Origin of the sequence: Metalysinibacillus jejuensis (assembly GCF_003057615.1) — a bacterium.
In the GTDB taxonomy this organism is placed as follows: Bacteria; Bacillota; Bacilli; order Bacillales_A; family Planococcaceae; genus Metalysinibacillus; species Metalysinibacillus jejuensis.
Window position 1 is genome coordinate 1 of sequence record NZ_QAFW01000019.1, and the last position, 24,438, is coordinate 24,438.

General features: G+C 42.3%; 22 protein-coding genes and 1 pseudogene. 18 read left to right on the forward strand and 5 right to left on the reverse strand.

Going from position 1 to position 24,438, the window contains the following annotated elements; genetic code table 11:
- Together DDE80_RS07780 and DDE80_RS07785 are read right to left on the reverse strand one after the other, a co-directional pair.
- Positions 1-242 (reverse strand): annotated as a pseudogene (locus DDE80_RS07780) (IS4 family transposase); the annotation flags it as partial.
- A gap of 364 nt (positions 243-606) precedes the next feature.
- Positions 607-2,160 (reverse strand): ISL3 family transposase, encoded by a 1,554-nt coding sequence (locus tag DDE80_RS07785; protein ID WP_108307104.1) that lies wholly within the window; start codon positions 2,158-2,160, stop codon positions 607-609.
- A gap of 240 nt (positions 2,161-2,400) precedes the next feature.
- On the opposite strand from DDE80_RS07785, the gene mtaB reads away from it, so the two are divergent.
- From mtaB to DDE80_RS07870, 16 genes are all read left to right on the forward strand, one after another.
- Positions 2,401-3,744, forward strand: a complete 1,344-nt coding sequence (mtaB, locus tag DDE80_RS07790) for a tRNA (N(6)-L-threonylcarbamoyladenosine(37)-C(2))-methylthiotransferase MtaB (protein ID WP_108307105.1) — start codon at positions 2,401-2,403, stop codon at positions 3,742-3,744.
- Positions 3,745-3,877: 133 nt separating this feature from the next.
- Positions 3,878-4,360, forward strand: coding sequence for a hypothetical protein (locus DDE80_RS07795; protein WP_108307106.1), 483 nt, complete (start codon positions 3,878-3,880; stop codon positions 4,358-4,360).
- 49 nt (positions 4,361-4,409) lie between these two features.
- On the forward strand, positions 4,410-5,078 hold the full coding sequence (deoC, locus tag DDE80_RS07800) for a deoxyribose-phosphate aldolase (RefSeq protein WP_108307107.1): 669 nt from the start codon (positions 4,410-4,412) through the stop codon (positions 5,076-5,078).
- A gap of 101 nt (positions 5,079-5,179) precedes the next feature.
- A complete protein-coding gene (rpsU, locus tag DDE80_RS07805) occupies positions 5,180-5,353 on the forward strand; it encodes a 30S ribosomal protein S21 (protein WP_036144734.1) in 174 nt (57 codons plus the stop codon).
- 252 nt (positions 5,354-5,605) lie between these two features.
- Positions 5,606-6,940, forward strand: a complete 1,335-nt coding sequence (locus DDE80_RS07810; protein ID WP_427901800.1) for an NfeD family protein — start codon at positions 5,606-5,608, stop codon at positions 6,938-6,940.
- Between the two features lie 3 nt (positions 6,941-6,943).
- Entirely contained in the window at positions 6,944-7,936 is a 993-nt protein-coding gene (gene floA, locus DDE80_RS07815) for a flotillin-like protein FloA (RefSeq protein ID WP_108307108.1), read from the forward strand.
- A gap of 18 nt (positions 7,937-7,954) precedes the next feature.
- Complete coding sequence (locus DDE80_RS07820; RefSeq protein ID WP_108307109.1) at positions 7,955-8,425, forward strand: hypothetical protein; 471 nt, start codon at positions 7,955-7,957, stop codon at positions 8,423-8,425.
- 113 nt (positions 8,426-8,538) lie between these two features.
- Positions 8,539-9,501: a helix-turn-helix transcriptional regulator gene (locus tag DDE80_RS07825; protein WP_161952297.1), complete on the forward strand. Its 963-nt coding sequence runs from the start codon at positions 8,539-8,541 to the stop codon at positions 9,499-9,501.
- A 78-nt stretch (positions 9,502-9,579) separates the two neighbouring features.
- The gene (locus DDE80_RS07830; protein ID WP_108307111.1) at positions 9,580-10,542 is read left to right on the forward strand and encodes a PhoH family protein; all 963 of its coding nucleotides are present in this window, start codon (positions 9,580-9,582) and stop codon (positions 10,540-10,542) included.
- Positions 10,543-10,632: 90 nt separating this feature from the next.
- Positions 10,633-12,732 carry an HD family phosphohydrolase gene (locus DDE80_RS07835; protein ID WP_108307112.1) on the forward strand — a complete coding sequence of 700 codons (2,100 nt, stop codon included), beginning with the start codon at positions 10,633-10,635 and terminating at the stop codon, positions 12,730-12,732.
- Between the two features lie 12 nt (positions 12,733-12,744).
- The gene (ybeY, locus tag DDE80_RS07840; protein WP_108307113.1) at positions 12,745-13,203 is read left to right on the forward strand and encodes an rRNA maturation RNase YbeY; all 459 of its coding nucleotides are present in this window, start codon (positions 12,745-12,747) and stop codon (positions 13,201-13,203) included.
- On the forward strand, positions 13,200-13,550 hold the full coding sequence (locus DDE80_RS07845; RefSeq protein ID WP_108307114.1) for a diacylglycerol kinase family protein: 351 nt from the start codon (positions 13,200-13,202) through the stop codon (positions 13,548-13,550). Before ybeY ends, DDE80_RS07845 begins: the two co-directional genes overlap by 4 nt.
- Positions 13,551-13,561: 11 nt before the next feature.
- Entirely contained in the window at positions 13,562-13,963 is a 402-nt protein-coding gene (locus DDE80_RS07850) for a cytidine deaminase (protein WP_108307115.1), read from the forward strand.
- A complete protein-coding gene (gene era / locus DDE80_RS07855) occupies positions 13,950-14,861 on the forward strand; it encodes a GTPase Era (RefSeq protein WP_108307116.1) in 912 nt (303 codons plus the stop codon). Before DDE80_RS07850 ends, era begins: the two co-directional genes overlap by 14 nt.
- A 49-nt stretch (positions 14,862-14,910) precedes the next feature.
- Positions 14,911-15,672 carry a DNA repair protein RecO gene (gene recO / locus DDE80_RS07860; protein ID WP_108307117.1) on the forward strand — a complete coding sequence of 254 codons (762 nt, stop codon included), beginning with the start codon at positions 14,911-14,913 and terminating at the stop codon, positions 15,670-15,672.
- Between the two features lie 502 nt (positions 15,673-16,174).
- On the forward strand, positions 16,175-17,743 hold the full coding sequence (locus DDE80_RS07870) for a SulP family inorganic anion transporter (RefSeq protein WP_235612299.1): 1,569 nt from the start codon (positions 16,175-16,177) through the stop codon (positions 17,741-17,743).
- A 58-nt stretch (positions 17,744-17,801) separates the two neighbouring features.
- Here DDE80_RS07870 and DDE80_RS07875 read toward each other — a convergent pair whose 3' ends face one another.
- The 3 genes from DDE80_RS07875 to DDE80_RS07885 form a co-directional block, all read right to left on the reverse strand.
- Complete coding sequence (locus DDE80_RS07875) at positions 17,802-19,493, reverse strand: methyl-accepting chemotaxis protein (protein WP_108307119.1); 1,692 nt, start codon at positions 19,491-19,493, stop codon at positions 17,802-17,804.
- A gap of 196 nt (positions 19,494-19,689) precedes the next feature.
- The gene (gene fumC / locus DDE80_RS07880) at positions 19,690-21,078 is read right to left on the reverse strand and encodes a class II fumarate hydratase (RefSeq protein WP_108307120.1); all 1,389 of its coding nucleotides are present in this window, start codon (positions 21,076-21,078) and stop codon (positions 19,690-19,692) included.
- Positions 21,079-21,204: 126 nt separating this feature from the next.
- The gene (locus tag DDE80_RS07885) at positions 21,205-21,882 is read right to left on the reverse strand and encodes a hypothetical protein (protein ID WP_108307121.1); all 678 of its coding nucleotides are present in this window, start codon (positions 21,880-21,882) and stop codon (positions 21,205-21,207) included.
- A gap of 145 nt (positions 21,883-22,027) precedes the next feature.
- On the opposite strand from DDE80_RS07885, the gene DDE80_RS07890 reads away from it, so the two are divergent.
- Positions 22,028-23,461, forward strand: coding sequence for a S41 family peptidase (locus DDE80_RS07890; protein WP_108307142.1), 1,434 nt, complete (start codon positions 22,028-22,030; stop codon positions 23,459-23,461).
- A 52-nt stretch (positions 23,462-23,513) separates the two neighbouring features.
- Positions 23,514-24,404: a CobW family GTP-binding protein gene (locus DDE80_RS07895; protein ID WP_108307122.1), complete on the forward strand. Its 891-nt coding sequence runs from the start codon at positions 23,514-23,516 to the stop codon at positions 24,402-24,404.
- The last annotated feature ends 34 nt before the right edge of the window (positions 24,405-24,438 follow it).

A 24,438-nucleotide genomic window follows, 5' to 3' on the forward strand; every position in this document is an offset into this window, starting at 1 on the left:
CCTAAACGTTTTGAAAGTGTCGAATAGTCCACTGATTTTAAGCCGTGTGCGGGTGCAACATCCGCAGCGTGGCGCATACTTTTCCATTCAAATGTAGCAGCACCAACCAAGTAGTCTAAAAGTGTCGTTACATTACATTTACGAGCCGTATCTTCAAACTGAAACTCAGCTAGAATCCCGTCCAGTTCTTCCTGTGAAATAAAGTTTTGAAGTAATGTGAAAATCGTGGTATTCTTAGCCATGAGAGATTCCTCCTCGTAAATGTTGGTGTGGTAACTTACATTTTACATGGAATCTCTCTTTTTTATTAGTTTTTTATAGGAAAATTTAGTTAATCAACAGACGTGTAAATATATAAAACAAACCATGGTAGAACTTTTTTAGGGGGAGTAAGCATTGGCTAAAAGTCAGTTACTAAAAGATTTTGTGAAAAACGAAGGGAATTTAGAAACGATTTTACTTCGTTACATTGATAAACAAAATGAAATCTCTAATGTCGGATTTTAACCATTTGTGTTTTGCAACAGAAAAGTGGCTCTTACGCACTTTTGGTGTTCAGAAAGCGTGGATATGTATAAAGAAATTAAATGTTATTTCAGAAAAATATCAATGTCGAAAAAGGACTCTTTTTTCCAATAATGTAACGCTGGCTCGTCCATATAAACGACGCTTTTCCGTTTTTAATCGATTCACATGTCCTTCGACGAAACCGTTTGTATAAGGATAGTCAAATGCATTTTTCACCGCTTTTAAATCCTGTCTTAAACGTGACGCATAGGCATAGAATGGTTGTGTTTGAGCGAAAAGCTGTTCGGTTAGCCACGTCAAAAATCGTGAATAATCACGTGCTTCTACAGCTTTTCGAAAAGTTTGTACTTGCTCATAGATTTCTTTTAACATCGGATATTCAAGGAGTACATAGGCGAGCCATTGTGCTTGGTCCGTTGTCAGTTGCTCGGCCCATTTCCAAAGTAACGCACTCACTTGTGGTCGCTTCATTAAATCTCCCTGCTCGCTGTCTAGATTTAGTTTTCTTGCTTTACGAATCGATTCCACCGTCATACGTGTGGCACCATAAGTACCTGAAAAACCTTCTTTTACAAGTTGCGCATGGATGTTTTTAACGGTCATACGTGTTGTCTCTAACTCGACAATGCGTGCATGAAATGGATGTGGTGTTTTTCTACGAGCTGCTTCTAACCAAGCGTCGCCAGCAGTCACATATTTTTTTATGGTTCGAGAATCTAGCTGAAAATAGTGAGCTAATTGACGAATGGAATTCCCTGACTGATAGGCTTCTCTGACACGTACGATCAATCGTTTTTTCTGTTCTTTTCTTTCAATTGCACGTTGTTCAGCTTTAGAAAGTGGCAAGGTTGGTGATTCTTCGGTTGTGTTTTTGCGTTCGATTGAGGACGGAATAGCGGATAAAAGTAAATCGTCTAACCGCTTTTTACAATTTTTAATGAAATGCCAACGATCTGATATTTGGATAATCTTTGGATTTGCTTCATCAATGGCTTCTTTAAAGGCAAGTAAACCGTCTCGACTCACAATTTGAATATGAGGATGTTGTTTGAGCCAACGAGAAATAGTTTCTGGCTGCCGATCCGGTAACACAGCGACAATACGGCTCGTAACGAAATCGCAAACAATCGTTCCATAAGTATGTCCTGTTCGCCAAGCAAACTCATCGATTCCAATGACAGCCGAAATCGCTCGTGGTGTGACGTCTGTTCGATAAATAAGACGTAGTAGCGTATCATGGCTAACGGAAATACCAGCCGTCTTCGCTAATTTCGCTGCCACTACGCAACTTGTAGCGAAAGCGAAGTGCTGTAATAAATGAAGAACACGCAGCGTTTTCCTCGCATAAGGCGTAAGCCAAGAAAAGCGTTCTGTAAAAATTCGCTGAGAACAAGTTGGCACATGACAGCGCCATTTTGAAGCCGTCAAATGAATGTCAACAGAAAAATTAGCACAAGGAAGATCTTGAATATGCCGTGTATACGTACTATGTTTTTTCGTTGTTTGACGACCACACTGCGGACAAGTAGCGGCTGATTTTGTACTAGCTAACGCAACCTTATAGCCGTTTGATTGTTCTGTGATGGAAACGAGACGGACGAAGGAATCTGGGAATTGCCATGGGATAAGCATATAAATCAATCCTTTTTATATGATATACCCGTATAATATCGAGATGAACCTTGCACCAACTTTGCGTAAGAACCACTTTTATTTTGCAATAAACACCATTTTTCAAACAATACAATCCTTTCAGTGCAGTCTATTTAATTGTATCTACTAAACAATACACATGGAAAGAATACATGGCAATATGCTATTATTAAACACGTTGATATTTTTTAGTGCATATAATGGAAGGATGAAATAAATATGAATAACGAGCTACCAAAGACCGTGAGTCTATATACGTTAGGTTGTAAGGTAAACCATTACGAAACAGAGGCCATTTGGCAATTATTTGAGGCGGATGGCTATGAGCGTGTTGACTTTGAGCATCAATCAGATGTCTATGTCATTAATACATGTACGGTAACAAATACGGGGGATAAAAAATCACGTCAAGTCATTCGTCGTGCAATTCGCCAAAATCCTGATGCAGTAATTTGTGTAACGGGCTGTTACGCACAAACATCACCAGCAGAGATTATGGCAATCCCAGGTGTTGATATTGTTGTTGGTACACAAGACCGCACAAAAATGCTAGGTTTAATTGAAGAATACCGCAAAGAGCGTAAGCCAATTAATGCCGTGCGTAATATTATGAAAAACCGCGTCTATGAAGAATTAGACGTACCAGCGTTTACTGACCGTACGCGTGCATCACTTAAAATCCAAGAGGGATGCAATAACTTCTGTACGTTTTGTATTATCCCTTGGGCGCGTGGTTTAATGCGCTCGCGTGATCCGCAAGAAGTAGTTAAGCAAGCACAGCAATTAGTTGATGCAGGCTATCTTGAAATCGTATTAACAGGTATTCACACAGGTGGTTATGGTGAAGATTTAAAAGACTATAATCTTGCGCAATTATTACGTGACTTAGAAGCAAATGTGAAGGGGCTTAAACGTCTGCGTATTTCTTCTATTGAAGCTTCACAGTTATCAGATGAAGTGATTGATGTGCTACGTGAATCAAAAATCGTTGTTAATCATTTACACATCCCAATTCAATCGGGTTCAGATACCGTATTAAAACGCATGCGTCGTAAATACACGATGGACTTCTTCTCTGACCGTATTACACGCTTAACAGAAGCACTACCAAATTTAGCGGTAACATCTGATGTGATTGTAGGTTTCCCAGGTGAAACAGAAGAAGAATTTATGGAAACGTATAACTTTATCCGCGACCATAAGTTTTCAGAGCTACATGTTTTCCCTTATTCAAAACGTACAGGTACGCCAGCAGCGCGTATGCCAGACCAAATTGATGAGGAAATTAAAAATGAACGTGTACATCGCCTAATCGCGTTAAATGACCAGTTAGCGAAGGAATATGCGAGCCGTTTTGAAGGCGAAGTTGTTGAGGTTATCCCTGAAGAGAAGTTTAAAGATAACGACGGTCAAGATTTATACGTAGGCTATACCGATAATTATTTAAAAGTTGTATTTGAAGGCAATGAAGCGATGATTGGTGATATCGTAGCGGTAAAACTGACGAAATCAGGCTATCCTTATAATGAAGGTCAAGTATTACGTACAATTGAACAACATTAAGTGTTAGAGGTGCTACACTATGGTAGTACCTCTTTTTTGAGTCCATAGCCCTATAATTAGCAAGAACGTATGTTTAAAAAATAAGGCATAGGGAATAGAATAGAAAAACGTAAGATAGAGGGGGCTCCTCGTAATGGACAAGGAGTTATGCGAAGTTAAAATACCGAATGATGTAGTAGGTAATATTAAACAGTTTCGAAATTATGATGAAGTACGCATTAAAAAATATGTGTTACGCGATGGTTATCTTTCTTTATATATGACACAAGCCGACAAAGCGCTCGCGCTACAAGAATTTAAAGAACTATTTAGCACATTTTATGAAGTCGTACAGGCGCAAGCATTGCCTGAAGCACAAGCGTATTGTAATTTTATTGTAAGTGAAGATTTACGCGTCTTTACGTTTTATATGAAAGATCAAGCGTATTACCGCGATCTTTTAACCGCGGTAATTGAACCGGCTTTATTAATGGAAGCGTTTTATTATCAACTTTATGAAGGAAATGAAGCACCGCAAGTTACGACTCGCTATGTGTCGTCTGACGGCGCTATCATATATGCAGAAAAAACGTATGACCATATCGAAGAACCTTCACGCAATCAGACAGATGTATGATATAGTAAAGAGGTACGTACAACTAAAAGGTGGATTAAGGAGTTTACTTATGACAACAAATTATGCTCAATATATTGATCACACATTATTAAAAGCAGACGCTACGCGTGAGCAAGTAGCGAAAGTTTGCGAAGAAGCCAAACAGTACAATTTTGCATCGGTATGTGTCAACCCAACATGGGTTCATTACTGTGCGGAGGCGTTAAAAGGTACAGACGTGGCCGTATGTACAGTAATCGGTTTTCCGTTAGGCACAACAACTTCAGCGGTCAAAGCATTTGAAACAAAAGACGCTATAGCAAACGGCGCAACAGAAATCGATATGGTGATTAATATCGGTGCGTTAAAAGACGGCAATGATGTGCAAGTTGAAGCGGATATTAAAGCGGTAGTTGAAGCTGCAAATGGTACGTTAGTAAAAGTAATTATTGAAACATGCTTATTAACTGACGAAGAAAAGGTGCGCGCTTGTCAATTAAGCAAAAAAGCAGGCGCAACTTTCGTTAAAACATCTACTGGATTTTCAACAGGAGGTGCGACAGCTGAAGACGTAGCTTTAATGCGTAAAACAGTGGGCGATGCGCTCGGTGTTAAAGCTTCAGGTGGTGTGCGTAGCAAAGCCGACTTACAAGCAATGGTAGCCGCTGGTGCGACACGCATTGGCGCAAGCTCAGGTGTTGCGATTATGAATGATAAAACGTCAAAAGAAAATTATTAATTGTTGACCAAAAAGATGGAGTACGGTATAATTTTCTAGTACACAACGTACATGAATTTGTATGTCTGTGTTGATGTGTGTTCGGAGGGAGGGAAAGAGAGATGTCAAAAACTGTAGTTCGCAAAAACGAATCGCTTGAAGATGCTCTTCGCCGCTTCAAACGTACTGTATCAAAAAGTGGTACAATTCAGGAAGTTAGAAAGCGCGAGTTTTACGAAAAGCCAAGTATTAAACGTAAAAAGAAATCAGAAGCTGCACGTAAACGTAAGTGGTAATTTAGTTCTTTACTCAATCCCGCACGTTATTCAACACGCAATTTGATTTTACTGAACAGACAATTGATATGCCTAGTACGAATTTATTCGTACTAGGCATTTTTCGTATCGTTACATTTGCGTATGCGCCGCTATATCGTATGACGTATGTTAGCGGAAGTGCTAAAATCGACGCAACTTTTAATTTTTTGAAACTTTTTAATTTTTCTCACGTAGAATAAGTAAAGGCTTACAAGGAAGGAGGTTGTTAGTGTGAAGGTGAAACATTTTGCGAGGTTATTGTGCGCATTCATCCTCAGCACTGTGTTATGGATTCCAGCGCTTACAACAGCAAGTGCGGCAACTTACACCGCTAATGCTGTATATCATATTCCCATTCATGAAGAGGTTGAAAAAGGCTTATACGCTTTTTTACAACGTGCTTTTAAAGAAGCTAAAGAAAACCAAGCGGATGCTATTGTGCTAGATATTAATACGCCAGGTGGTTTTACGTCTGCTGCCGGGCAAATTGCGATGTTGATGCAAGAAACAGATATTCGTACCATTGCTTACATTAATAAAGATGCGCTATCTGCTGGGGCTTTTTTAGCGCTGTATGCCGATGAAATTTATATGGCACCAGGCGCGACGATGGGCGCAGCGGCGGTCATCGATCAAGCAGGCAACGCGGCGGATAAAAAAGCACAAAGCGCATGGTTAAAGCAGATGAAAGCGGCAGCAGAGTCATCAGGGCGTAACCCTAAGTATGCGATGGCAATGGCTGACGACACGATTGATGTTTCGGAGTACGGTGCACCTAAAGGAAAGTTGTTAACACTTTCGCCATCAGAGGCGCAAGAAATTAACTATTCGCAAGGTACGATGGCAACATTAGGCGATGTGTTAAAAGCAACTAAGCTTGACGGACGTGACGTGGTAGAAGTGACACCAACCTTTTTTGAAAATGTAGCACGCTTTATTACTAACCCTATTATTGTTCCTATTTTATTATCGATTGCGAGTTTAGGTCTTGTGCTTGAACTGTATTCGCCTGGTTTTGGCATTCCTGGTACGATGGGGCTTTCGGCGCTAGGGCTGTTTTTCTTCGGTCACCTTGTCGCTGGCTTTGCGGGCTATGAGTCGTTACTATTATTAGTATTAGGGATTGCGCTAATCGGTGCAGAATTTTTTATACCTGGTGGCATTATTGGTATGATAGGTACAGTGATGGTCATTGCGAGTTTATTGACAGCAGGTGCAGACGTTACCCATATGATGTTGTCCATTGTCATTGCAGGATTTGTCGCAATTATAGGGATGGTGGTTATTATGAAAGTGTTTGGTAAAAAGTTATCGATGTTAAATCGTCTCGTATTAAAAGATGCAACCACAACTGAAGACGGCTACGTGTCAAATGTTAATCGCATTGATTTGATTGGGCGCGTAGGGATAACGGCAACACCACTTCGTCCTGCAGGTGTGATTACTATTCAAGATGAGCGCTTAGATGTCGTAAGTGAAGGTGCTTATATTGAAGCAGACGAACGTGTAGAAGTAATTAAAGTAGAAGGTTCACGCATTGTCGTGAGAAAAACTAAGGAGGCATAACGAATGGATTTATCAACAATTAGTTTAGGTATCGGTATCGTAGTAATTTTAATTGTACTTGCGGTATTCTTTACATTCGTACCTGTCGCGCTATGGATTTCGGCATTAGCAGCAGGCGTTAAAGTAAGTATTTTCACATTAATTGGTATGCGCTTACGTCGTGTAATTCCGTCGCGTATCGTAAACCCGTTAATTAAGGCACATAAAGCAGGTTTACCTGTAACGATTAATCAGTTAGAGAGTCACTACTTAGCAGGTGGTAATGTTGACCGCGTAGTCAATGCGTTAATTGCAGCGCACCGTGCTAATATTGAATTAACATTTGAACGCTGTGCAGCTATCGACTTAGCAGGTCGTGATGTACTAGAAGCGGTACAAATGTCAGTAAACCCTAAAGTAATCGAAACACCATTTATCGCAGGTGTTGCGATGAACGGTATCGAAGTAAAAGCAAAAGCACGTATTACAGTGCGCGCTAACATCGAGCGTCTTGTTGGTGGTGCGGGTGAAGAAACAATCGTTGCCCGTGTTGGTGAAGGTATCGTATCAACCATTGGTTCTTCAGTAAGCCACACACAAGTATTAGAAAACCCAGATATGATTTCGCAAACCGTACTCGCAAAAGGTTTAGACTCAGGTACAGCTTTCGAGATTCTATCTATTGACATTGCAGACGTTGATATCGGCAAAAACATCGGTGCTGAGCTACAAATTGAGCAAGCGCAGGCTGACAAAAACATTGCACAAGCGAAAGCTGAAGAGCGTCGTGCAATGGCGGTAGCAAAAGAGCAAGAGATGATCGCTAAAGTACAAGAAATGAAAGCAAAAGTAGTTGAGGCAGAAGCAGAAGTACCATTTGCGATGTCTGAAGCATTACGTAAAGGTAATTTAGGCGTAATGGACTTTATTAACTATAATAATATTCAAGCAGATACATCAATGCGTGAGTCAATCGCTAAAGGTGCAAAGCTTGATAAGCATGACGACCAAGAGTAATCAAAGGAGTGACACCGCATGGAACCGTTAGTTTTCTTAATTATCGCTGCGGTTGTCAGTGCGATTATTGATAAGTCTAAGAAAAAAGAGCAACAATCGCCAAAACCAACCCCAGTGCAAAAGGTAGAGCCTACAGCACCACCTGTGAAACAAGAGCGTCCGGTTGCGATGCCTAAACCTTTATTTCCTACAGAAAAGCGCCCGACATTTGAAGAATTTGCGCGTGAGATTTTAGGAGAGCTAGAGCCAAAAGCACCGGCAGAGCCTAAGCCAGCGCCAATACTTGAGCCGCAGCCGGAGCCCGTTATGGAATCTGTTACGCGGGTTAGGGAGTCAATGCAGGAGCGCATGGAAAAATCATCGGTAGTAGATACTACGGTAAAGCCTATCGAAGTCGTGCGTAAATCGCCTAAACATCAAGATTTAATACAGGCAGTGATTATGTCTGAGGTACTTGGCCAGCCAAAATCACGCAAAAATCGTCGTTAATTATAGTCAGCAACACGAAAACTCGTGTTTGCTGGCTGTTTTTTTATGGATGGACATATACTGACCGCTAACCTTGTTATACTAAAAATATATATAAATGGTAGGTGATGACGGTGAATTATAAAAATAAAACACAACGTGTAACATGGATGTTTAGAGAATTACAAGAAGGTAAAATTTTAAAAAAGAAAGAATTAGCACTACAATTTAATGTGAGTTTAAAAACGATACAACGAGATATCGATGAGTTACGCAGTATTTTTGGTGAAGATTACTCTCCGTATCATCTCGTTTACAGTAAAGCGCAAGGTGGCTATGTTTTAGATGCAGAGACGACGGACATTTTAAACGAACAAGAAATTTTAGCTACGCTTAAAATATTGTTAGAGTCCCGTGCATTTTTAAAAGAAGAGATGAAAGCGATTTTAAAGAAGATGTATCGCCATTTACCGCGTGAACGCCAGCGCATGATCGATGCTTATGTGAGCAATGAAATGCATTATTACGTAGAGCTTACTCATCGCTCTTCTATCATGGATAAAGTGTATGAGCTAGCAGAGGCGAGTCGCGGCAAACAAGCGGTAATGATCATGTATAAAAAAGAGCATGAACCTGAAGCGAAGGCTTATCATATTGAGCCGTTGGGTGTTGTTTTTTCCGAATTTTATTTTTATGTAATTGCGGAAAGCCATAACCCTGAGCGTCCTCATCCGGTCGCTTATCGCATTGATCGCATTGAGCATATTCATTGTAAGCAACGTTTTGAACGCTCAGAAACACAGCGCTTTGAAGAAAGTAAATTTCAGCAACGCATTCACTTTATGCATACTGGTGAAGTAGCGGTCGTGAAGTTACGCTTTAGCGGTACCTCGCCCGAAGCAGTGCTTGACCGCTTGCCGACGGGTAAAATTATTAAACGCGAAGCCAGTGCCGTAATAATTGAAGCTGAGGTGTATTTACGAGGTATTGAAATGTGGTTGCTTAGCCAAGGTGAAAACATGGAAGTGCTCGCTCCAGCAAGTTTACGAAAGCGCATGCAAGAGCGTGCAGAAAAATTAGTTAATTTGTATAAATAATATGGCAAAACCTTTTACAGATAAGCGTTTGAGTGATACAGTTAAACTGTGAAAAATCTGTAGTAAGGGGATTAGTGAATGTCAGAAAATAAAGCAACTTTGCAAGTCGATGACCCAAATGAAGCCATTATGCTACTTGGGATGGCAGATGCCAATATTAAAATGATTGAAGAAGCTTTTCATGTGCAAATTGTCACACGCGGTGAAAGTATCCAACTCATGGGTGAAGACGACGCAACCCAGCGTGCCACTGATGTGCTGAATGCTTTACTGCAGGTCATTCGTAAAAATAGCAATATTGATATGCGCGATGTTGCTTCAGCTATCGAAATGGAGCATAAAGGCACCTTAGCTTTTTTTAGCGCGTTATATGATGAAGAAATTGCGCGCAGTGCCAAGGGGAAGCCAATCCGTGCTAAAACGATTGGGCAGCGCGAGTATATTCGTGCCATACGCCATCGCGACGTAGTCTTTGGCATAGGGCCAGCAGGTACAGGTAAAACGTATTTAGCTGTCGTTATGGCAACGCAAGCATTGCGTACGGGACAAGTGAAAAAAATTATTTTAACACGCCCAGCCGTAGAGGCAGGCGAGTCGCTCGGTTTCTTACCAGGTGACTTAAAAGAGAAGGTCGATCCGTATTTACGTCCGCTGTATGATGCGCTGCACGATATGTACGGGGCGGAGCAAACGGACCGCTTAATTGAACGTGGTACAATTGAAATTGCGCCGCTTGCCTATATGCGTGGTCGTACGTTAGATGATGCTTTCGTCATTTTAGACGAAGCGCAAAACACGACGCACCCGCAAATGAAAATGTTTTTAACGCGCTTAGGTTTTAACTCTAAAATGGTTGTAACTGGTGATAAAACGCAAATTGACTTGCCGCGCAATACGAAGTCAGGGCTCATTATTGCGGAGCGCATTTTGCAAAATGTTGAGGGAATTCATATTCAAACATTAGAGCAAGGCGATGTCGTGCGTCACCCGATGGTAGCTAAAATTATTCAAGCGTATACAGAGAACGAAAATGAAATGTGACAGCTACAAATTTTGTAGCTGTTTTTTTGGCTTTTTTACGGTAAAACGGCGCATAACTTGTTATGATAAGTAATGGAAGGAGTGCGTTTTGTGGAAAAACAAATCGATAAAATAATGAAGTTAATTAATTTTCGTTATTTTTTAGTCGTTGTACTTGCCTTAACCGGATTATTGCAATTTAGTTTAATGCTTGGCAATGTACAAGGCACCACGTATAATTTTAAACCTTTGCAATTAGCACCAGAGACGGTTCGATCAACGAAAACGATTGAAGATACCGTTAAAACCGAACAAGAAAAAGCGAAGGCTGCGCTAGAAGTAAAACCTGTGTATGTTTTTTCGGACGCCATTGTAGGGCAACGAACCGCAATTGTTACCTCGCTATTTGATTATATAACGACTGCACAAGAAGAAGCCGACACCAAAGAGGCGCAACTAAAAGCACTAAAGAAAAAGCTAGCTTCTGTAGATAATAAAGAAATTAAAATCGATTTATCGGATGAGCAACTAACCGCGTTACTCGCGCTCGATAATAAACAGCTCGTGCACGCTAAAAAAGAAGTGGTGAGCTTTGTGAAAGCGGCGCTCGAACGCCCGATTCGTACAGAGCGTGTAGCGAGTGAGCAAGATGCGGTAGAGTCTAAAATACGCGCGCGTTTGCCGCTAAATTTAGCAGCACAAGATGCCATCGTACATATTGGTCGAGCGAGCATCGTAGAAACAGAAATACTAGATAAGGACCAAACGAATAAACTGATAGAACAGGCGCGAGCAAGCGTTGAGCCAACGCGTGTGTTACAAGGGCAAATTATCGTGCAAGAAGGCCAAATTATTAACGATGATATGTATCGTCAGCTCGAGTTACTCGGCATGACTGATAATCAGCGTTCTTTAAAGCCAGTAGCTGGTTTAGCGCTCTTTATTTTACTGGAGATGACCTTTATTTATATGCTGTTTGAGCGAGAGCCATTAACGCTGCGCAAAAAGCGTAACGCGCTGCTGATTACGATGATTATTTATGCGATGTCCATCGTTTTAATGAAGCTCGTTAGCTTAATTGCCAATGATTTTGATATGCTCATTTTCTTCGTTTTCCCGACGGCTTTAGCGACCATGCTCGTACGCATGCTAGTTAATGAGCGCACCGCTATTTTAATTACCGTGCTCATTGCAGCGGCAGCGGGTGTTATTTTCCAAGAAGGCTATTCGGCTGTATTACAAATGGAAATGGCGCTCTATATTATTTTCGGTGGCTTTGCGAGCTTGTTCTTTATGCGCACGGTCGAAAAACGTTCGCATATTTTAACGGCAAGTGGTATTGTTTCGCTCGTTAACCTTGTGTTTATTATGTTTTACTTATTGATGACACAGTCAAACTATGGCATGAAAGAGCTGTTATTTTATGCAGTAGCGGCGTTTGCCTCGGGCTTTATGTCAGGAACGCTCGCGATGGGCTTATTGCCATTTTTCGAATCAGCGTTCGGGGTATTATCGGCCCTGCGCTTAATTGAGCTATCTAACCCTAACCACCCGCTATTGAAAAAATTACTCGTTGAAACGCCAGGCACGTATCATCATAGTGTGATGGTAGCTAATTTAGCTGAGGCGGCATGTGAGGAGATTGGGGCAGACGGCTTGCTAGCGCGCGTTGGTTGTTATTATCATGACGTAGGTAAAACAGTACGCCCGACCTTCTTCATTGAAAACCAAATGGCAGGCATGAACCCACACGATGCGATGGCACCTGAAAAAAGTGCTGAAATTATTATGGCGCATACGACAGACGGTGCTGATTTACTGCGCAAACATAAAATGCCGCAAGAAATTATTGATATCGCGCTTCAACACCATGGTACGAGTTTATTAAAGTTTTTCTGGTATAAAGCGAAAGAAGAGGGGAAAGAATTAGACGAAGCCGACTTCCGCTACCCTGGTCCTAAGCCACAAACGACCGAGGCGGCAGTCATTAGTGTAGCCGATAGCGTAGAAGCTGCGGTGCGCTCAATGAAAGAGCCAACACCTGAGAAAATTCGTAAGCTGGTGCAAGCCATTATTGATGATCGTTTAAAAGATGATCAATTTGATGAATGTGATATTTCCATTAAACAATTAAAAACGATAGAAGAAGTACTATGCGAAACATTGAACGGGATTTTCCATTCACGCATTGAGTACCCTGAAATGAAGTAAGGAGCGAATGGTATGGTAACGATTGATTTTTTAGATGAAACAGCTGAGGTGAAGCCAGCTCATCAACAACTTGTGGATGCGATTTTACGCCACGCACTCACGCACTTAGGCATTAAGGAAGACGCGGAGATTTCGGTAACATTTGTAACGAATGCGGCCATCCAAGAAATTAATCGCGACTACCGCGATAAAGATGCACCGACCGACGTCATTTCTTTTGCCCTCGAGGAAGAAGAAGACATCGTCGTACCAGGTATGCCACGCATGCTAGGTGATATTATTATTTCGACGGAGCGCACAGCGGAGCAAGCAGCGTCGTACGGACATACCTTTGAGCGTGAACTCGGATTTTTAGCCGTGCACGGTTTACTGCATTTACTTGGCTATGACCATATGAATGAAGCGGATGAGCGTGAAATGTTTAGTAAACAAGACGAAATTTTAACTACTTTCGGTTTAGCGCGCGAATGAACGTCACCAAATTTATTCGTTCATTTGGTTACGCCTTTGCCGGCATACGCAGTAGCTTTAGCGAACAAAATTTTCGCTCGCATTGTTTAAGTGCCATCGTCGTCATTATTGCCGCGTGGTGGACTGGTTTTACATTAATCGAGTGGTGTGTGTTATTGCTCGTCATCGGCGTGATGCTTGCGCTAGAAATGCTAAATACAGCGATTGAGCGCGTGGTAGATTTAGCATCGCCTGACGTGCATCCACTTGCTAAACAAGCGAAGGATATTGCTGCAGGTGCTGTGTTAGTATTTGCTTGCATTAGTGCACTAATTGGCGCATTATTATTTTTACCGAAATGGTTATAAGGAGCTTTTAAATGGAAAAATTACTTCAACTAGCAAAACAAGCGCGTGAACATGCGCACGTACCGTATTCTAAATTTCCTGTAGGTGCAGCAGTACTAACGAAAGATGGTACCGTATACCAAGGATGCAATATTGAAAACGCGAGCTTCGGCTTAACAAATTGTGCAGAACGTACCGCGATTTTTAAAGCTGTATCAGAAGGGCAAAAAGCGTTTGAGGCCATTGCGGTCATCGCAGATACAGAAGGACCTGTATCTCCTTGTGGCGCTTGTCGTCAAGTTATGGTAGAATTTTGCGAACCAACGATGCCGGTTTATTTAACGAATTTAAACGGCGATGTACAACAAACTACAGTAGGTGAGCTGTTACCAGGCGCATTTACAACGGAGGACTTACAAGATGCAGGAAACTAATTTTAAATCAGGCTTTATTTCAATTATTGGCCGCCCGAACGTCGGCAAATCCACTTTTTTAAACCGTGTCATCGGTCAAAAAATTGCGATTATGTCAGACAAGCCGCAAACGACACGTAATAAAGTACAAGGCGTCTTAACGACGGACGATAGCCAACTCATTTTTATTGATACACCAGGGATTCATAAACCGAAGCATAAGCTAGGTGAGTTTATGTTAAAAACCTCAAAAAACACATTGCGTGAAGTAGACGTTATTATGTTTATGGTGAACGCTGAACAAAAGCTAGGGCCTGGTGACCAATTTATTATGGACTTACTCGAAGGTAATGACACGCCAGTGTTTTTAATTATTAATAAAATTGACCGCGTGCACCCTGATGAGTTACTGACGATTATTGATCGCTATAAAGAAAAATATGACTTTGCAGAAATCGTACCTATCTCAGCACTTGAAGGGCATAACGTTGACAATTTATTAACGACGTTAAAAAAATATATGCCAGAAGGCCCGCAGTACTACCCAGCAGACCAAGTGACGGACCACCCTGAGCGCTTCATTATTTCAGAGTTAATCCGTGAGAAGGTTCTCCATTTAACACGTGAAGAAATCCCGCATTCGGTCGCGGTAGTTATCGATAAAATTAAGCGTGACGAAGATAACCCTGAAAAAATTCGTGTGCAAGCGACGATTATGGTAGAGCGCGACTCGCAAAAAGGTATCGTAATCGGTAAGCAAGGTGCCATGTTAAAACAAGTAGGTACGCGTGCACGTAAAGATATCGAAATGCTACTGGGCTCAAAAGTATATTTAGAGCTATGGGTAAAAGTACAAAAAGATTGGCGTAATAAATCTACACATTTACGCGACTTTGGCTTTAACGAAGACGAATATTAAGCAAGAGGAGGGCTTATGGCCTTCCTCTTTTTAAAGGAGTGAGGCGCAGATGTTACACAAATGGGAAGGCTATGTTTTGCGCACGCATGACTACGGCGAAGCGAATAAAATCGTTGTGCTCATGACGCGTGAGGCGGGGAAAGTAGCAGTTATGGCGCGCGGGGCACGTCGTCCGAAAAGCCGTTTAGCTGCAATGACGCAAGTGTTTACGCACGGGCAGTTTATGGTACAGCGCTACACGGGCATGGGCACGTTAAATCAAGCCGAGCCGCTAGAAGCACTGCGTCATTTGCGCTCGGATATTATCGCGATGGCCTACGGTAGCTACATTGTAGAGCTACTCGACCGTGTCGTTGAAGAAGGCAACCCGGAGCCGTTTGCATTTGATGTGTTGCAATATGCGTTGCAAGCGATAGATGAACAAGACGACCCTGAAGCGGTGGCGCTCGTTGTAGCGTGGAAGTTGCTATCGTATACAGGCGTGCAACCGATTTTACACGCCTGTGCAGGGTGCGGTGCAACAGAAGGCGAATTTGCCTTTTCATTTACGCAAGGCGGCTTTTTATGTCACAATTGCTTTTCATTAGATCCGTATATTATTCGGCTAAAGCCCGTACATGTGCGTTTAATTCGCATGTTTTATACGGTGCCGATCGATCAAATTGGCAAAATTACGCTCAAGCCGGCGACGAAACGCTTAATCAAAACGATTATTTCTACCATTTATGAGGAGCAAACCGGCATTCAGCTGAAGTCGAAAAAATTTATTGATCAACTAGATAAAATGCAACTACCAGCGCAACGAGAGTAGGCCACAAAGCGTGCAATTCCTTCGAGGGATTGCACGTTTTTTATTAGCATTGTAGCTAAATGCGATGTAAGCGAAAGTGTATTAAGTCACGTAGTTACAATTGTGCGAATATAGTAGTGACACGTTCGATGATAACTTTGCTACCGAATGATATTTTGTAGAGGGTAGACGATTTTTGCCTAAATTAGTTGGAATTGCTACAACTCCAATACTATATAAAGTTTTAGCAATATTTTTAATGTCGTGGAACGTCGCACTTTGTACATCATAGGCTTGTGAAAGCTCTTCCCCTACGTTTAAAAAAACGCTAATCATTTACCTCTAGTCCATTAGTGGCTAGAGGTTTTTTGCTGTGTTGCTTCTCGCTATGATGAATGTTTGTAGGCGTCTATTCATGTAAGTTATTTCTTTACTTAAGCCACTTAAGCGGTGTATTATGCATAAATGTTGTATAATGAAGATGTAGCATTCCTACAAAAATCATCAGGAAGAAGGGAACGGTTTGTTTAAAGATGATCGATTTGCGCATTATAATGCAGCTGGCTTTCGTCGTGACATGGTGGCAGGGATTACGGTAGGTATCGTAGCTATCCCCCTTGGCATGGCGTTTGCGATTGCTTCTGGTGTGAAACCCGAATACGGCTTGTATACGACAATTATTGCCGGATTTCTCGTTGCACTACTCGGCGGCTCTCGCTACCAGGTTGCAGGACCGACAGGCGCATTTATCCCAATACTGCTCGCTATTGTGTTGCAGTACGGATATGAAGATTTATTAATCGCAGGCTTTTTAGCGGGTATCTTTTTGCTCATTATGAGTGTATTAGGGGTGAGCCAGCTCATTCAGTTTGTGCCTCGCTCAGTGACGATAGGTTTTACCGCAGGCATTGCCGTCATTATTTTTAGTGGGCAGATTGCCAATTTCTTTGGCTTAACGGATGTCAAAAAATATGAGTATTTTCACCAAAATATGCTCGAGCTTTGGCACCGAGCGAGCACGTATAATGGCTATAGTATAGCGCTTGCTCTTATCGGCTTTGCGACGATTTTACTCGTGACGAAGTTTGCGAAGCGCTTACCTGTACTACTTGTGGCGCTCGTTGTACCGACGGCTATTTCCGTACTATTTTTTGATGGAAAAGTAGATACGATTGGTACGGCATTTGGCGGTATTCCGAGTGCGTTACCGTCATTTATTTGGCCACAAATCACGTTTGAAAAAGTAATGTATTTATGGCAACCTGCGCTCATTATTGCTGCGCTCGGCGCTATTGAGTCGCTATTATCGACTGTAGTGGCAGATGAAATGACGCATACGAAACATAATGCGAAGCGCGAGCTATTCGGTCAAGGGATTGCCAATATGGTAACGCCGCTATTCGGTGGTATTCCCGCTACGGGTGCCATTGCACGTACGGCGACAAATATTCGTTCGGGTGGCGTTAGCCCCGTGTCGAGCATGGTGCAAAGTGTTTTTGTGCTACTTTTCGTCGTACTGCTCGGCCCGTATGCTTCATACATCCCGCTTGCCGCGATGGCACCTATTTTAATGCATGTATCATGGAATATGGTATCGCGCGACGCGTTTATGCAAATTGGGCGTGTGAAATCAGGCGATGCAGTCGTGCTATGGGTAACTTTTTTACTGACTATCTTCGTGGATTTAACGACAGCTGTCCAAGTCGGGATTTTACTCGCAGCAGTCTTTTTCTTAAAGAAAATGATCGGCGAACTGCGCTTTCACGTCGTGGCACCGACCGCTGCGGAGACGAGCCAATTTGGTAGTGCTGTAACGAAATGTGTCGTAAAAGGTCCGCTCTTTTTCGGTACCGCTAAACGCTTTGAAGAAGCATTTCCGGATTGGTTAACGAGCGACATATTATTGCTAGACTGTGCGGGTGTATCTGCACTGGATGCGACAGGGGAAGCGGCGCTCGCGAGCTTAGTTGCACGTGCGCAGGAAGAGGATATCCGTCTCATTATTAAAAAGTTGCCGCTTGAACAACGCTCGTGGTTAAAACGAAGTGGTTTGTATACGCAAATTGGTGAACATAATTTTTATAATGCTTAAAGAGAAAACGCATGAAATCGTAGGAGGGGAAAGTGCCTCCTTGATTTCATGCGTTTCTTTAACGTAACTGGAATTGTGTAACTTCATCTTGCAAGTCTTGTGCGACATTTGCGAGTGATTGTGTACTTGTAGAAATTTGTTGCATAGCAGCGAGTTGTTGTTCCGTAGCAGCGCCAGTATCTTGAGCGGTGTTAGCAGATTGCTGTGCTAAATCTTGCAATTGATTCGTACTGCGTAAAACTTCCGATGCCATCGCTTGAATTTGCTGTACAGCTGCAGACACCGTCTCTACACGGCCGTTGACATCATCAACAGATTGTTCAATCGTCGTAAAGACGTCGCGGGAGGCAGCGGAGCGATTTAGCCCTTCTGCGACCGTTGCCTGACCAGTTTGAATAGATTGTACCGCTTGTTCAGCAGCTTGACGTACATCTTGAATCATCGTTTCGATACGCGTAGCCGATTGCTTTGATTCTTCAGCGAGCTTACGTACTTCATCAGCTACGACAGCGAAGCCTTTGCCGTTTTCGCCAGCGCGTGCCGCTTCGATGGCTGCATTGAGTGCAAGTAAATTCGTTTGTTCCGAAATGCCTGTAATTAGCGCCGACACTTCCTCAATTTCAACCGCACGTTTGGCCATCACTTCCATAATCGAAGTAGACTCACCAATCGTCGTATCAATTGCTGTCATATGCGTAGATACTTCATGCACGACGTCTACGCCTTCATGGACTAGACTGCGCATTGTCGTTGCAGCTTGCAACATTTCTTCATTGCTTTCGGCAATTTGATCAATGCCTTCACCGACTTCATGCAATGAGTCAATGGACTGTAAAATATAATTCGCTTGTGTTTCACTTGTCGTCATATTTTGCTCTGCCGCTTGCGCTACCATTTCTGAAGAAGCTAAGCTTTGTTCGGCACTCGCAGACAATTCTTCAGATTGTGCGGCAAGTTCGGTAGCGGAGTGTTCCATTTTGCGAACGACGCCATTCCACGTCTGCAGTAAAGTGTTAACGGCTGTAGCCATTGCTCCTAATTCACCTTCTGCTTTCACGTCGAGTGGGGCGATGTTTAAGTTACCTTTTGCCATCTCTTCAATCGTACGTGTCGTAGCAATGACGGGTGGCGAAATGCCGCGGTTCGCCACATACGTAATCACTAAGCTTGCGAGTAGCGTTACGACAAGTGCACCTGCGATAAACCATAATGATTTCGTCGTTATCGCATTCAGCTCGTTATTATGTTCAGCTAAATCCGCTTCGATTTGGTCTTTTAAAGCGAGTGTTTCGCTAAGTAGCTTCTCATTCGCTTCTGTGCCGATGGCTAACACTTCATTTAAACGAGCTTCATTCGTTAAATTCGTTAAAATTTGGTCGGAGCTGGTCGTATAAAGCGTTGCCGCATCAAGTATCGTTTGGACAGCTGGTTCATACTCCTTATGTACCATCGTTTGTAGCGTAGTAAGTATGTCGTGTAATTGTTGTTGCTCATTGTCGACAGTTTCAATATAAGCGTCGTCTTGATAAAGTAAAAATCCTCGTATGCCTGCTACAATTTGCCCTTGTAAAATCATGACGTTTTCTAAATGGTTAACTTGCTCTACGTCATCCTCTAATAGCCCCGTGTAGTTGTTATTGATAATGCGTGCGGTATTGATGCCAATCCCGCCGATAAGTAGTGTTAATAAAATTAAAATAGAAAATGAAACTAACAATTTCCCCCGAATCGTCTTTAACATTGTCTTCATAACTCCTTTACATTTATGTCTTATTACTTACTATTATCGGGTACGAATAGTATAAAGTCAAAGTAGCTGTTTAGGTAAAAAGATATTATTAAGAGAATGTTACTACTGGTGCTAATAAACTGGTTCCAAAGTCTGGAAAACGATAAAAAAACAAGTTATGACATCAAATTGTCATAACTTGTTTGTAGTACATATTTTAGGCGTTTGGATAAATCATCGTTTTAGGGTCAACATATTTATCAAATTCTTCGGCGGTTAATAAGCCAGATGCGAGTGCCGCTTCTCGTAAAGAAGTCCCTTGTTCATGTGCGGCTTTAGCAATTTTTGCGGCATTTTCATAGCCGATATAAGGGTTTAAAGCCGTAACTAACATCAAAGAATTATCAACATTGCGTGCGAGCACTTCGAGATTTGGCTCGATACCAATAGCGCAATGTTCATCAAATGACTGCAAGGCATCGGCTAGTAAGCGTACGGACTGCAAGAAGTTATAAATAATGACCGGCTTAAAGACGTTTAGTTCAAAGTTACCTTGGCTCGCAGCGAAGGCAATCGTTGCGTCATTGCCGACGACTTGTGTAACTACCATCGTTAACGCTTCACTTTGTGTAGGGTTCACTTTACCTGGCATAATCGAAGAGCCTGGCTCGTTCGCTGGAATGATAAGTTCACCGATACCACTGCGCGGGCCACTCGCTAAAAAGCGTACGTCATTGGCAATTTTCATCGCATCGGCAGCGAGCGCTTTAATTGCGCCGTGTGTCGTCACGACTTCATCATGGCTCGTTAGCGCATGGAATTTATTTTCAGCCGACGTAAAGTTAATGCCTGTTTCTTCGCTAATATAACTTGCGGTGCGATCGCCGAACTCAGGATGCGCATTAATACCTGTGCCTACCGCTGTACCACCGATTGCGAGTTCTTTCATATAATTGACGTTTGTCGCAATCATATGAGCTGATTTCTTAAGCATAGCGACCCAACCGCTAAACTCTTGGCCGAGGGTAAGGGGTGTAGCATCTTGTAAATGCGTACGTCCAATTTTAATAATATCGTCAAACTGTACCGCTTTATCTTCAAGTGTTTCGGCTAAGCCGCGCACGCGTGGCAATAAGTAATTTTCGACTTTTATTACACCAGCTACGTGCAGTGCGGTAGGAAAAGTATCGTTTGAACTTTGTGATTTATTGACGTCATCATTCGGATGCACGCGGTCACTGCTCGCTTGATTGTGTAAAATTTGGTTAGCGCGGTTCGCAATGACTTCGTTAACGTTCATATTCGTTTGTGTGCCGCTTCCTGTTTGCCATACGACAAGTGGGAAGTGATCGTCCCATTGCCCAGCGATAATTTCGTCTGCTGCTTTAACGATGGCTTTCATTTTATGTTCACTTAGCTTGCCTAAATCAAAATTAGCACGTGCAGCGCTTTTTTTTAGGATGGCTAAGGCGTGAATGACTTCAATTGGCATTAACGTATCGCCAATTTTAAAATTCATTTTACTGCGGCCGGTTTGTGCGCCCCATAATTTATTTGCGGGTACTTGTACTTCACCCATTGTGTCTTTTTCAATACGGTAATCCATCGTACATCTCTCCCTTAATTGTCATTCTATTTAATGATAACAATTCTCAATTAATAGCGTCAAGTTGTCTGCTTATCCTATTCCTTTTTAGGCAAAAAGAAAACATTAGCGCAAAATACGCTAATGTTATTCTTCGACGGGTTGCGGCATGGCACTCCGAATTTTGAGTTTCATCTCGATATTTTGTAAAAAAATATCTAAAAAGTATTTAAGCTCATTAAACTCTTCGGTATTTTGATCTTGCGTGTACGCAATATAATCGCTACCTAAAGCTTGGGCGAGATCGCGCTGAACGAGTACAAATAAATCGGGGAAGTATGTTTCGGCACATTCGACAAGCGGCATTTTACGAATGACTTCTGCACGTTCAGGCTGCTCGAGCTTAGCGAAGTCTTTTACTAAAATTTCGAGTGCGAGACGGTAACCTGCTGCAGCAAGCTCAGTATGGCGCTCAAGCTCTGCGGTATGGGCTTGACGATAAATTTGAATAAACTTAGGTGAGAACTGCATAATTACAGGTGAAATTTCCATATTAACGGCAGGCGGATAAATCGACTTAAATGTCGTCGCTTGCGTTTGTTTATCCAACAAATGCGTTGTTAAAAATTTGCCTTCACAGCCTTTGCACTTATGTAATAAAAAAATAAATTCCTCTTGTTTTGTATAATCAATGCCTGATGCGCGTAGTGAATAGGGCGCTACAGTAATGCCGCAGTGCGGGCATTGTTGCGGGATTTTGTAAGTACGCCCACCGTAATGGGGGATACTGCTTTGAAATGTAACGCTTTGTAAAGTCATAGTCATATTCAAGGCCTCCTAATACGGCTATTGTACCAAATAATGCACGAAAAAAGCATAACCATTTCCATTCTGTGCGCTTTTTCTTTTCGAACGTCAAAGAAACTGTTACTATATAAAATAGTATGCATGAGTGAGAGTGGTGAAACAAATGGAAAATCAAGATCAAACAACAAAGCCGGCAGGGCGTTATTTACGCATTAAGCCCTTTACTTTTTTAATGCTTGTTTTTGTTGTTATCTTACTGACAGCTGGCTTAACGATTTTTGCCCTAACCTTTGGTGAAGAGAAAGTCGTAGAAGTGAAAGTGCCTGTCGAACGTCAAGAGTTTGCGCAATTATACGATGCTTTTGATGAATTAAAAAAACAATACTATGTTGAAGTAGACGAAGAAAAATTAGTTGAGGGTGCCGTTAACGGAATGGTTGATGCGCTAGATGACCCATATTCTGATTTTATGACAAAAAAAGAAGCCGAAGAATTTAATGAAAGCTTAAGTGGCAGCTTCCAAGGCATTGGCGCTGAGGTGCAAGATCGTAATGGGCAAATTACAATTGTTTCACCAATAAAAAACTCGCCAGCTGAGCGAGCGGGGTTATTACCAAACGATATTATTGTAGAAGTAGATGGCAAAAATATTGAAGGTAAAACAACGACTGAAGCGGTATCAATGATCCGCGGTGAAAAAGGTACCGAAGTGAAATTATTAATTAAACGCGGAGAAGCAAGCCCGATGACCGTAACGATTAAACGTGACGACATCCCGCTTGAAACAGTGTATGGTGAAATGCTACCAAACGGCATTGCGCACGTACAAATTACTTCGTTTAGTGAAACGACTAAAGATGAGCTTGTCGCAATTTTAGATTCGCTTGAAGGGCTAAAAGGTATCGTGTTAGATATGCGTCAAAACCCTGGTGGCTATTTAGATCAAGCGTATGCGATCGCCAACTTATTTTTAGAAGATGGCAAACCTGTTTATCAAATTCAATTACGCAAAGGTGAGCCGCAAATTAAATATGCGAAAGGCCCGAAAATTTATGATGTACCTGTAACGGTAGTCGTAGATGAGGGAAGTGCATCCGCTTCTGAAATTGTAGCTGCTGCGCTTCAAGAGTCAGCCGACGCTAAAGTTGTAGGTGTGCAGTCATTCGGTAAAGGCACAATGCAAACGGTTGAGGAGTATAAAGACGGCTCTAGTCTGAAGTTTACGCAAGGTAAGTGGCTAACGCCAAAAGGTAACTGGATCAACGAAAAAGGGGTAACGCCAAATGTTGAAGCGAAATTACCTGACTTTGCGACATTGCCGTATTTAGATACGAAAACCGAGCTGAAAAAAGGCATGGTGAGCGAACAAGTGCAAACGGCTAAAAAAATGCTAACGGCGCTTGACTTTAAACCGGGTGAAGGCAACGTGTTTGACGATGCTACAGTAAGTGCTGTATATGCGTTCCAAGCGGCGAATAACCTACCGCAAGACGGCGTGTTAAAAGGCGAAACGACACAAAAGTTAATGGAGCAATTACGCGATAAATTAAAAGCCGACGACCCGCAATTAAAAGCGGCTGTCGATGCATTAAAATAATAAGGTGGAGGGGGTGGCCGAGCTACTCCCTCTTTTTTTAGGAGGAAATGACATGAAGGATGTCTATTTATTTAGTGGATTTTTAGGTAGTGGTAAAACATCGATGTTGACGGACGTACTGCGTCAATTAAAAGAAGCCAACTTGCGCCCAGCTGTCATTATGAATGAGTTAGGTAAGTTAGCGTTTGATACGCAGGCGGTAGATGAAGACATTCCGCTCCGTGAAATGTTAGAAGGGTGTATTTGTTGTACGGGTTCAGAAAAAACCGAAGCGCAAATTCAAACGTTACTACATGAAGATAATTTTGACGTGCTCGTTATTGAAACAACAGGGGCAGCCCATCCTGTAGAAGCACTCGATGCGGTATATTCGCCGCTCTTTGCCGAGCAACTGCGCGTTAAAGGCATTGTAACTGTAGCAGATAGCCGTCTGTTTTTAGATCGTCATACGCTACCTGTACAAATGCGCTCCTTGTTTTTAGAGCAAATTCGTCATGCGCATTTACTGCTTGCTAATAAAATGGATTTATTAACGGAACAAGAGCAAGCGACTGTTGTGACTGAAATGCAAGGCATTAATCAACATGCGTTTATTTTACAAACGACAAATGGCAAAGTGCCGCTCGCTTTACTGCAAAAATTAGAAGCGACGCCAACCGCACCACATGAGGCGGCGCCGATTAGTAAACTGCATTTATCGACCCGCGTCGTTACGTTTACCACACCAGTGAGCCAAGCGGCGTTTGAAGACTGGGTGCGCCAATTGCCTGCGACCATTTACCGCATGAAAGGGTATGTGCTTGTAGAAGGGAATGCTAAGCCGATGCTATTTCAATACGCGTATGGCATGGTGCAGTGGCTCCCTGAATATATTAAAATGAAGCCGCAACTTGTCATTATTGGCGAGGATGTGCAGGCGCTTGAAGTTCCTGGTTGTTGTTAACTAGGTCGCAAGTTGTGAATTTTCCGAAAATCTC

Coding starts and splice junctions, on each gene's coding strand:
- DDE80_RS07785 (WP_108307104.1), bottom strand. CDS start 2,160: ATGCTTATCCCATGGCAATTCCCAGATTCCTTCGTCCGTCTCGTTTCC.
- mtaB (WP_108307105.1), top strand. CDS start 2,401: ATGAATAACGAGCTACCAAAGACCGTGAGTCTATATACGTTAGGTTGT.
- DDE80_RS07795 (WP_108307106.1), top strand. CDS start 3,878: ATGGACAAGGAGTTATGCGAAGTTAAAATACCGAATGATGTAGTAGGT.
- deoC (WP_108307107.1), top strand. CDS start 4,410: ATGACAACAAATTATGCTCAATATATTGATCACACATTATTAAAAGCA.
- rpsU (WP_036144734.1), top strand. CDS start 5,180: ATGTCAAAAACTGTAGTTCGCAAAAACGAATCGCTTGAAGATGCTCTT.
- floA (WP_108307108.1), top strand. CDS start 6,944: ATGGATTTATCAACAATTAGTTTAGGTATCGGTATCGTAGTAATTTTA.
- DDE80_RS07820 (WP_108307109.1), top strand. CDS start 7,955: ATGGAACCGTTAGTTTTCTTAATTATCGCTGCGGTTGTCAGTGCGATT.
- DDE80_RS07830 (WP_108307111.1), top strand. CDS start 9,580: ATGTCAGAAAATAAAGCAACTTTGCAAGTCGATGACCCAAATGAAGCC.
- ybeY (WP_108307113.1), top strand. CDS start 12,745: ATGGTAACGATTGATTTTTTAGATGAAACAGCTGAGGTGAAGCCAGCT.
- DDE80_RS07845 (WP_108307114.1), top strand. CDS start 13,200: ATGAACGTCACCAAATTTATTCGTTCATTTGGTTACGCCTTTGCCGGC.
- DDE80_RS07850 (WP_108307115.1), top strand. CDS start 13,562: ATGGAAAAATTACTTCAACTAGCAAAACAAGCGCGTGAACATGCGCAC.
- era (WP_108307116.1), top strand. CDS start 13,950: ATGCAGGAAACTAATTTTAAATCAGGCTTTATTTCAATTATTGGCCGC.
- recO (WP_108307117.1), top strand. CDS start 14,911: ATGTTACACAAATGGGAAGGCTATGTTTTGCGCACGCATGACTACGGC.
- DDE80_RS07875 (WP_108307119.1), bottom strand. CDS start 19,493: ATGAAGACAATGTTAAAGACGATTCGGGGGAAATTGTTAGTTTCATTT.
- fumC (WP_108307120.1), bottom strand. CDS start 21,078: ATGGATTACCGTATTGAAAAAGACACAATGGGTGAAGTACAAGTACCC.
- DDE80_RS07885 (WP_108307121.1), bottom strand. CDS start 21,882: ATGACTATGACTTTACAAAGCGTTACATTTCAAAGCAGTATCCCCCAT.
- DDE80_RS07890 (WP_108307142.1), top strand. CDS start 22,028: ATGGAAAATCAAGATCAAACAACAAAGCCGGCAGGGCGTTATTTACGC.
- DDE80_RS07895 (WP_108307122.1), top strand. CDS start 23,514: ATGAAGGATGTCTATTTATTTAGTGGATTTTTAGGTAGTGGTAAAACA.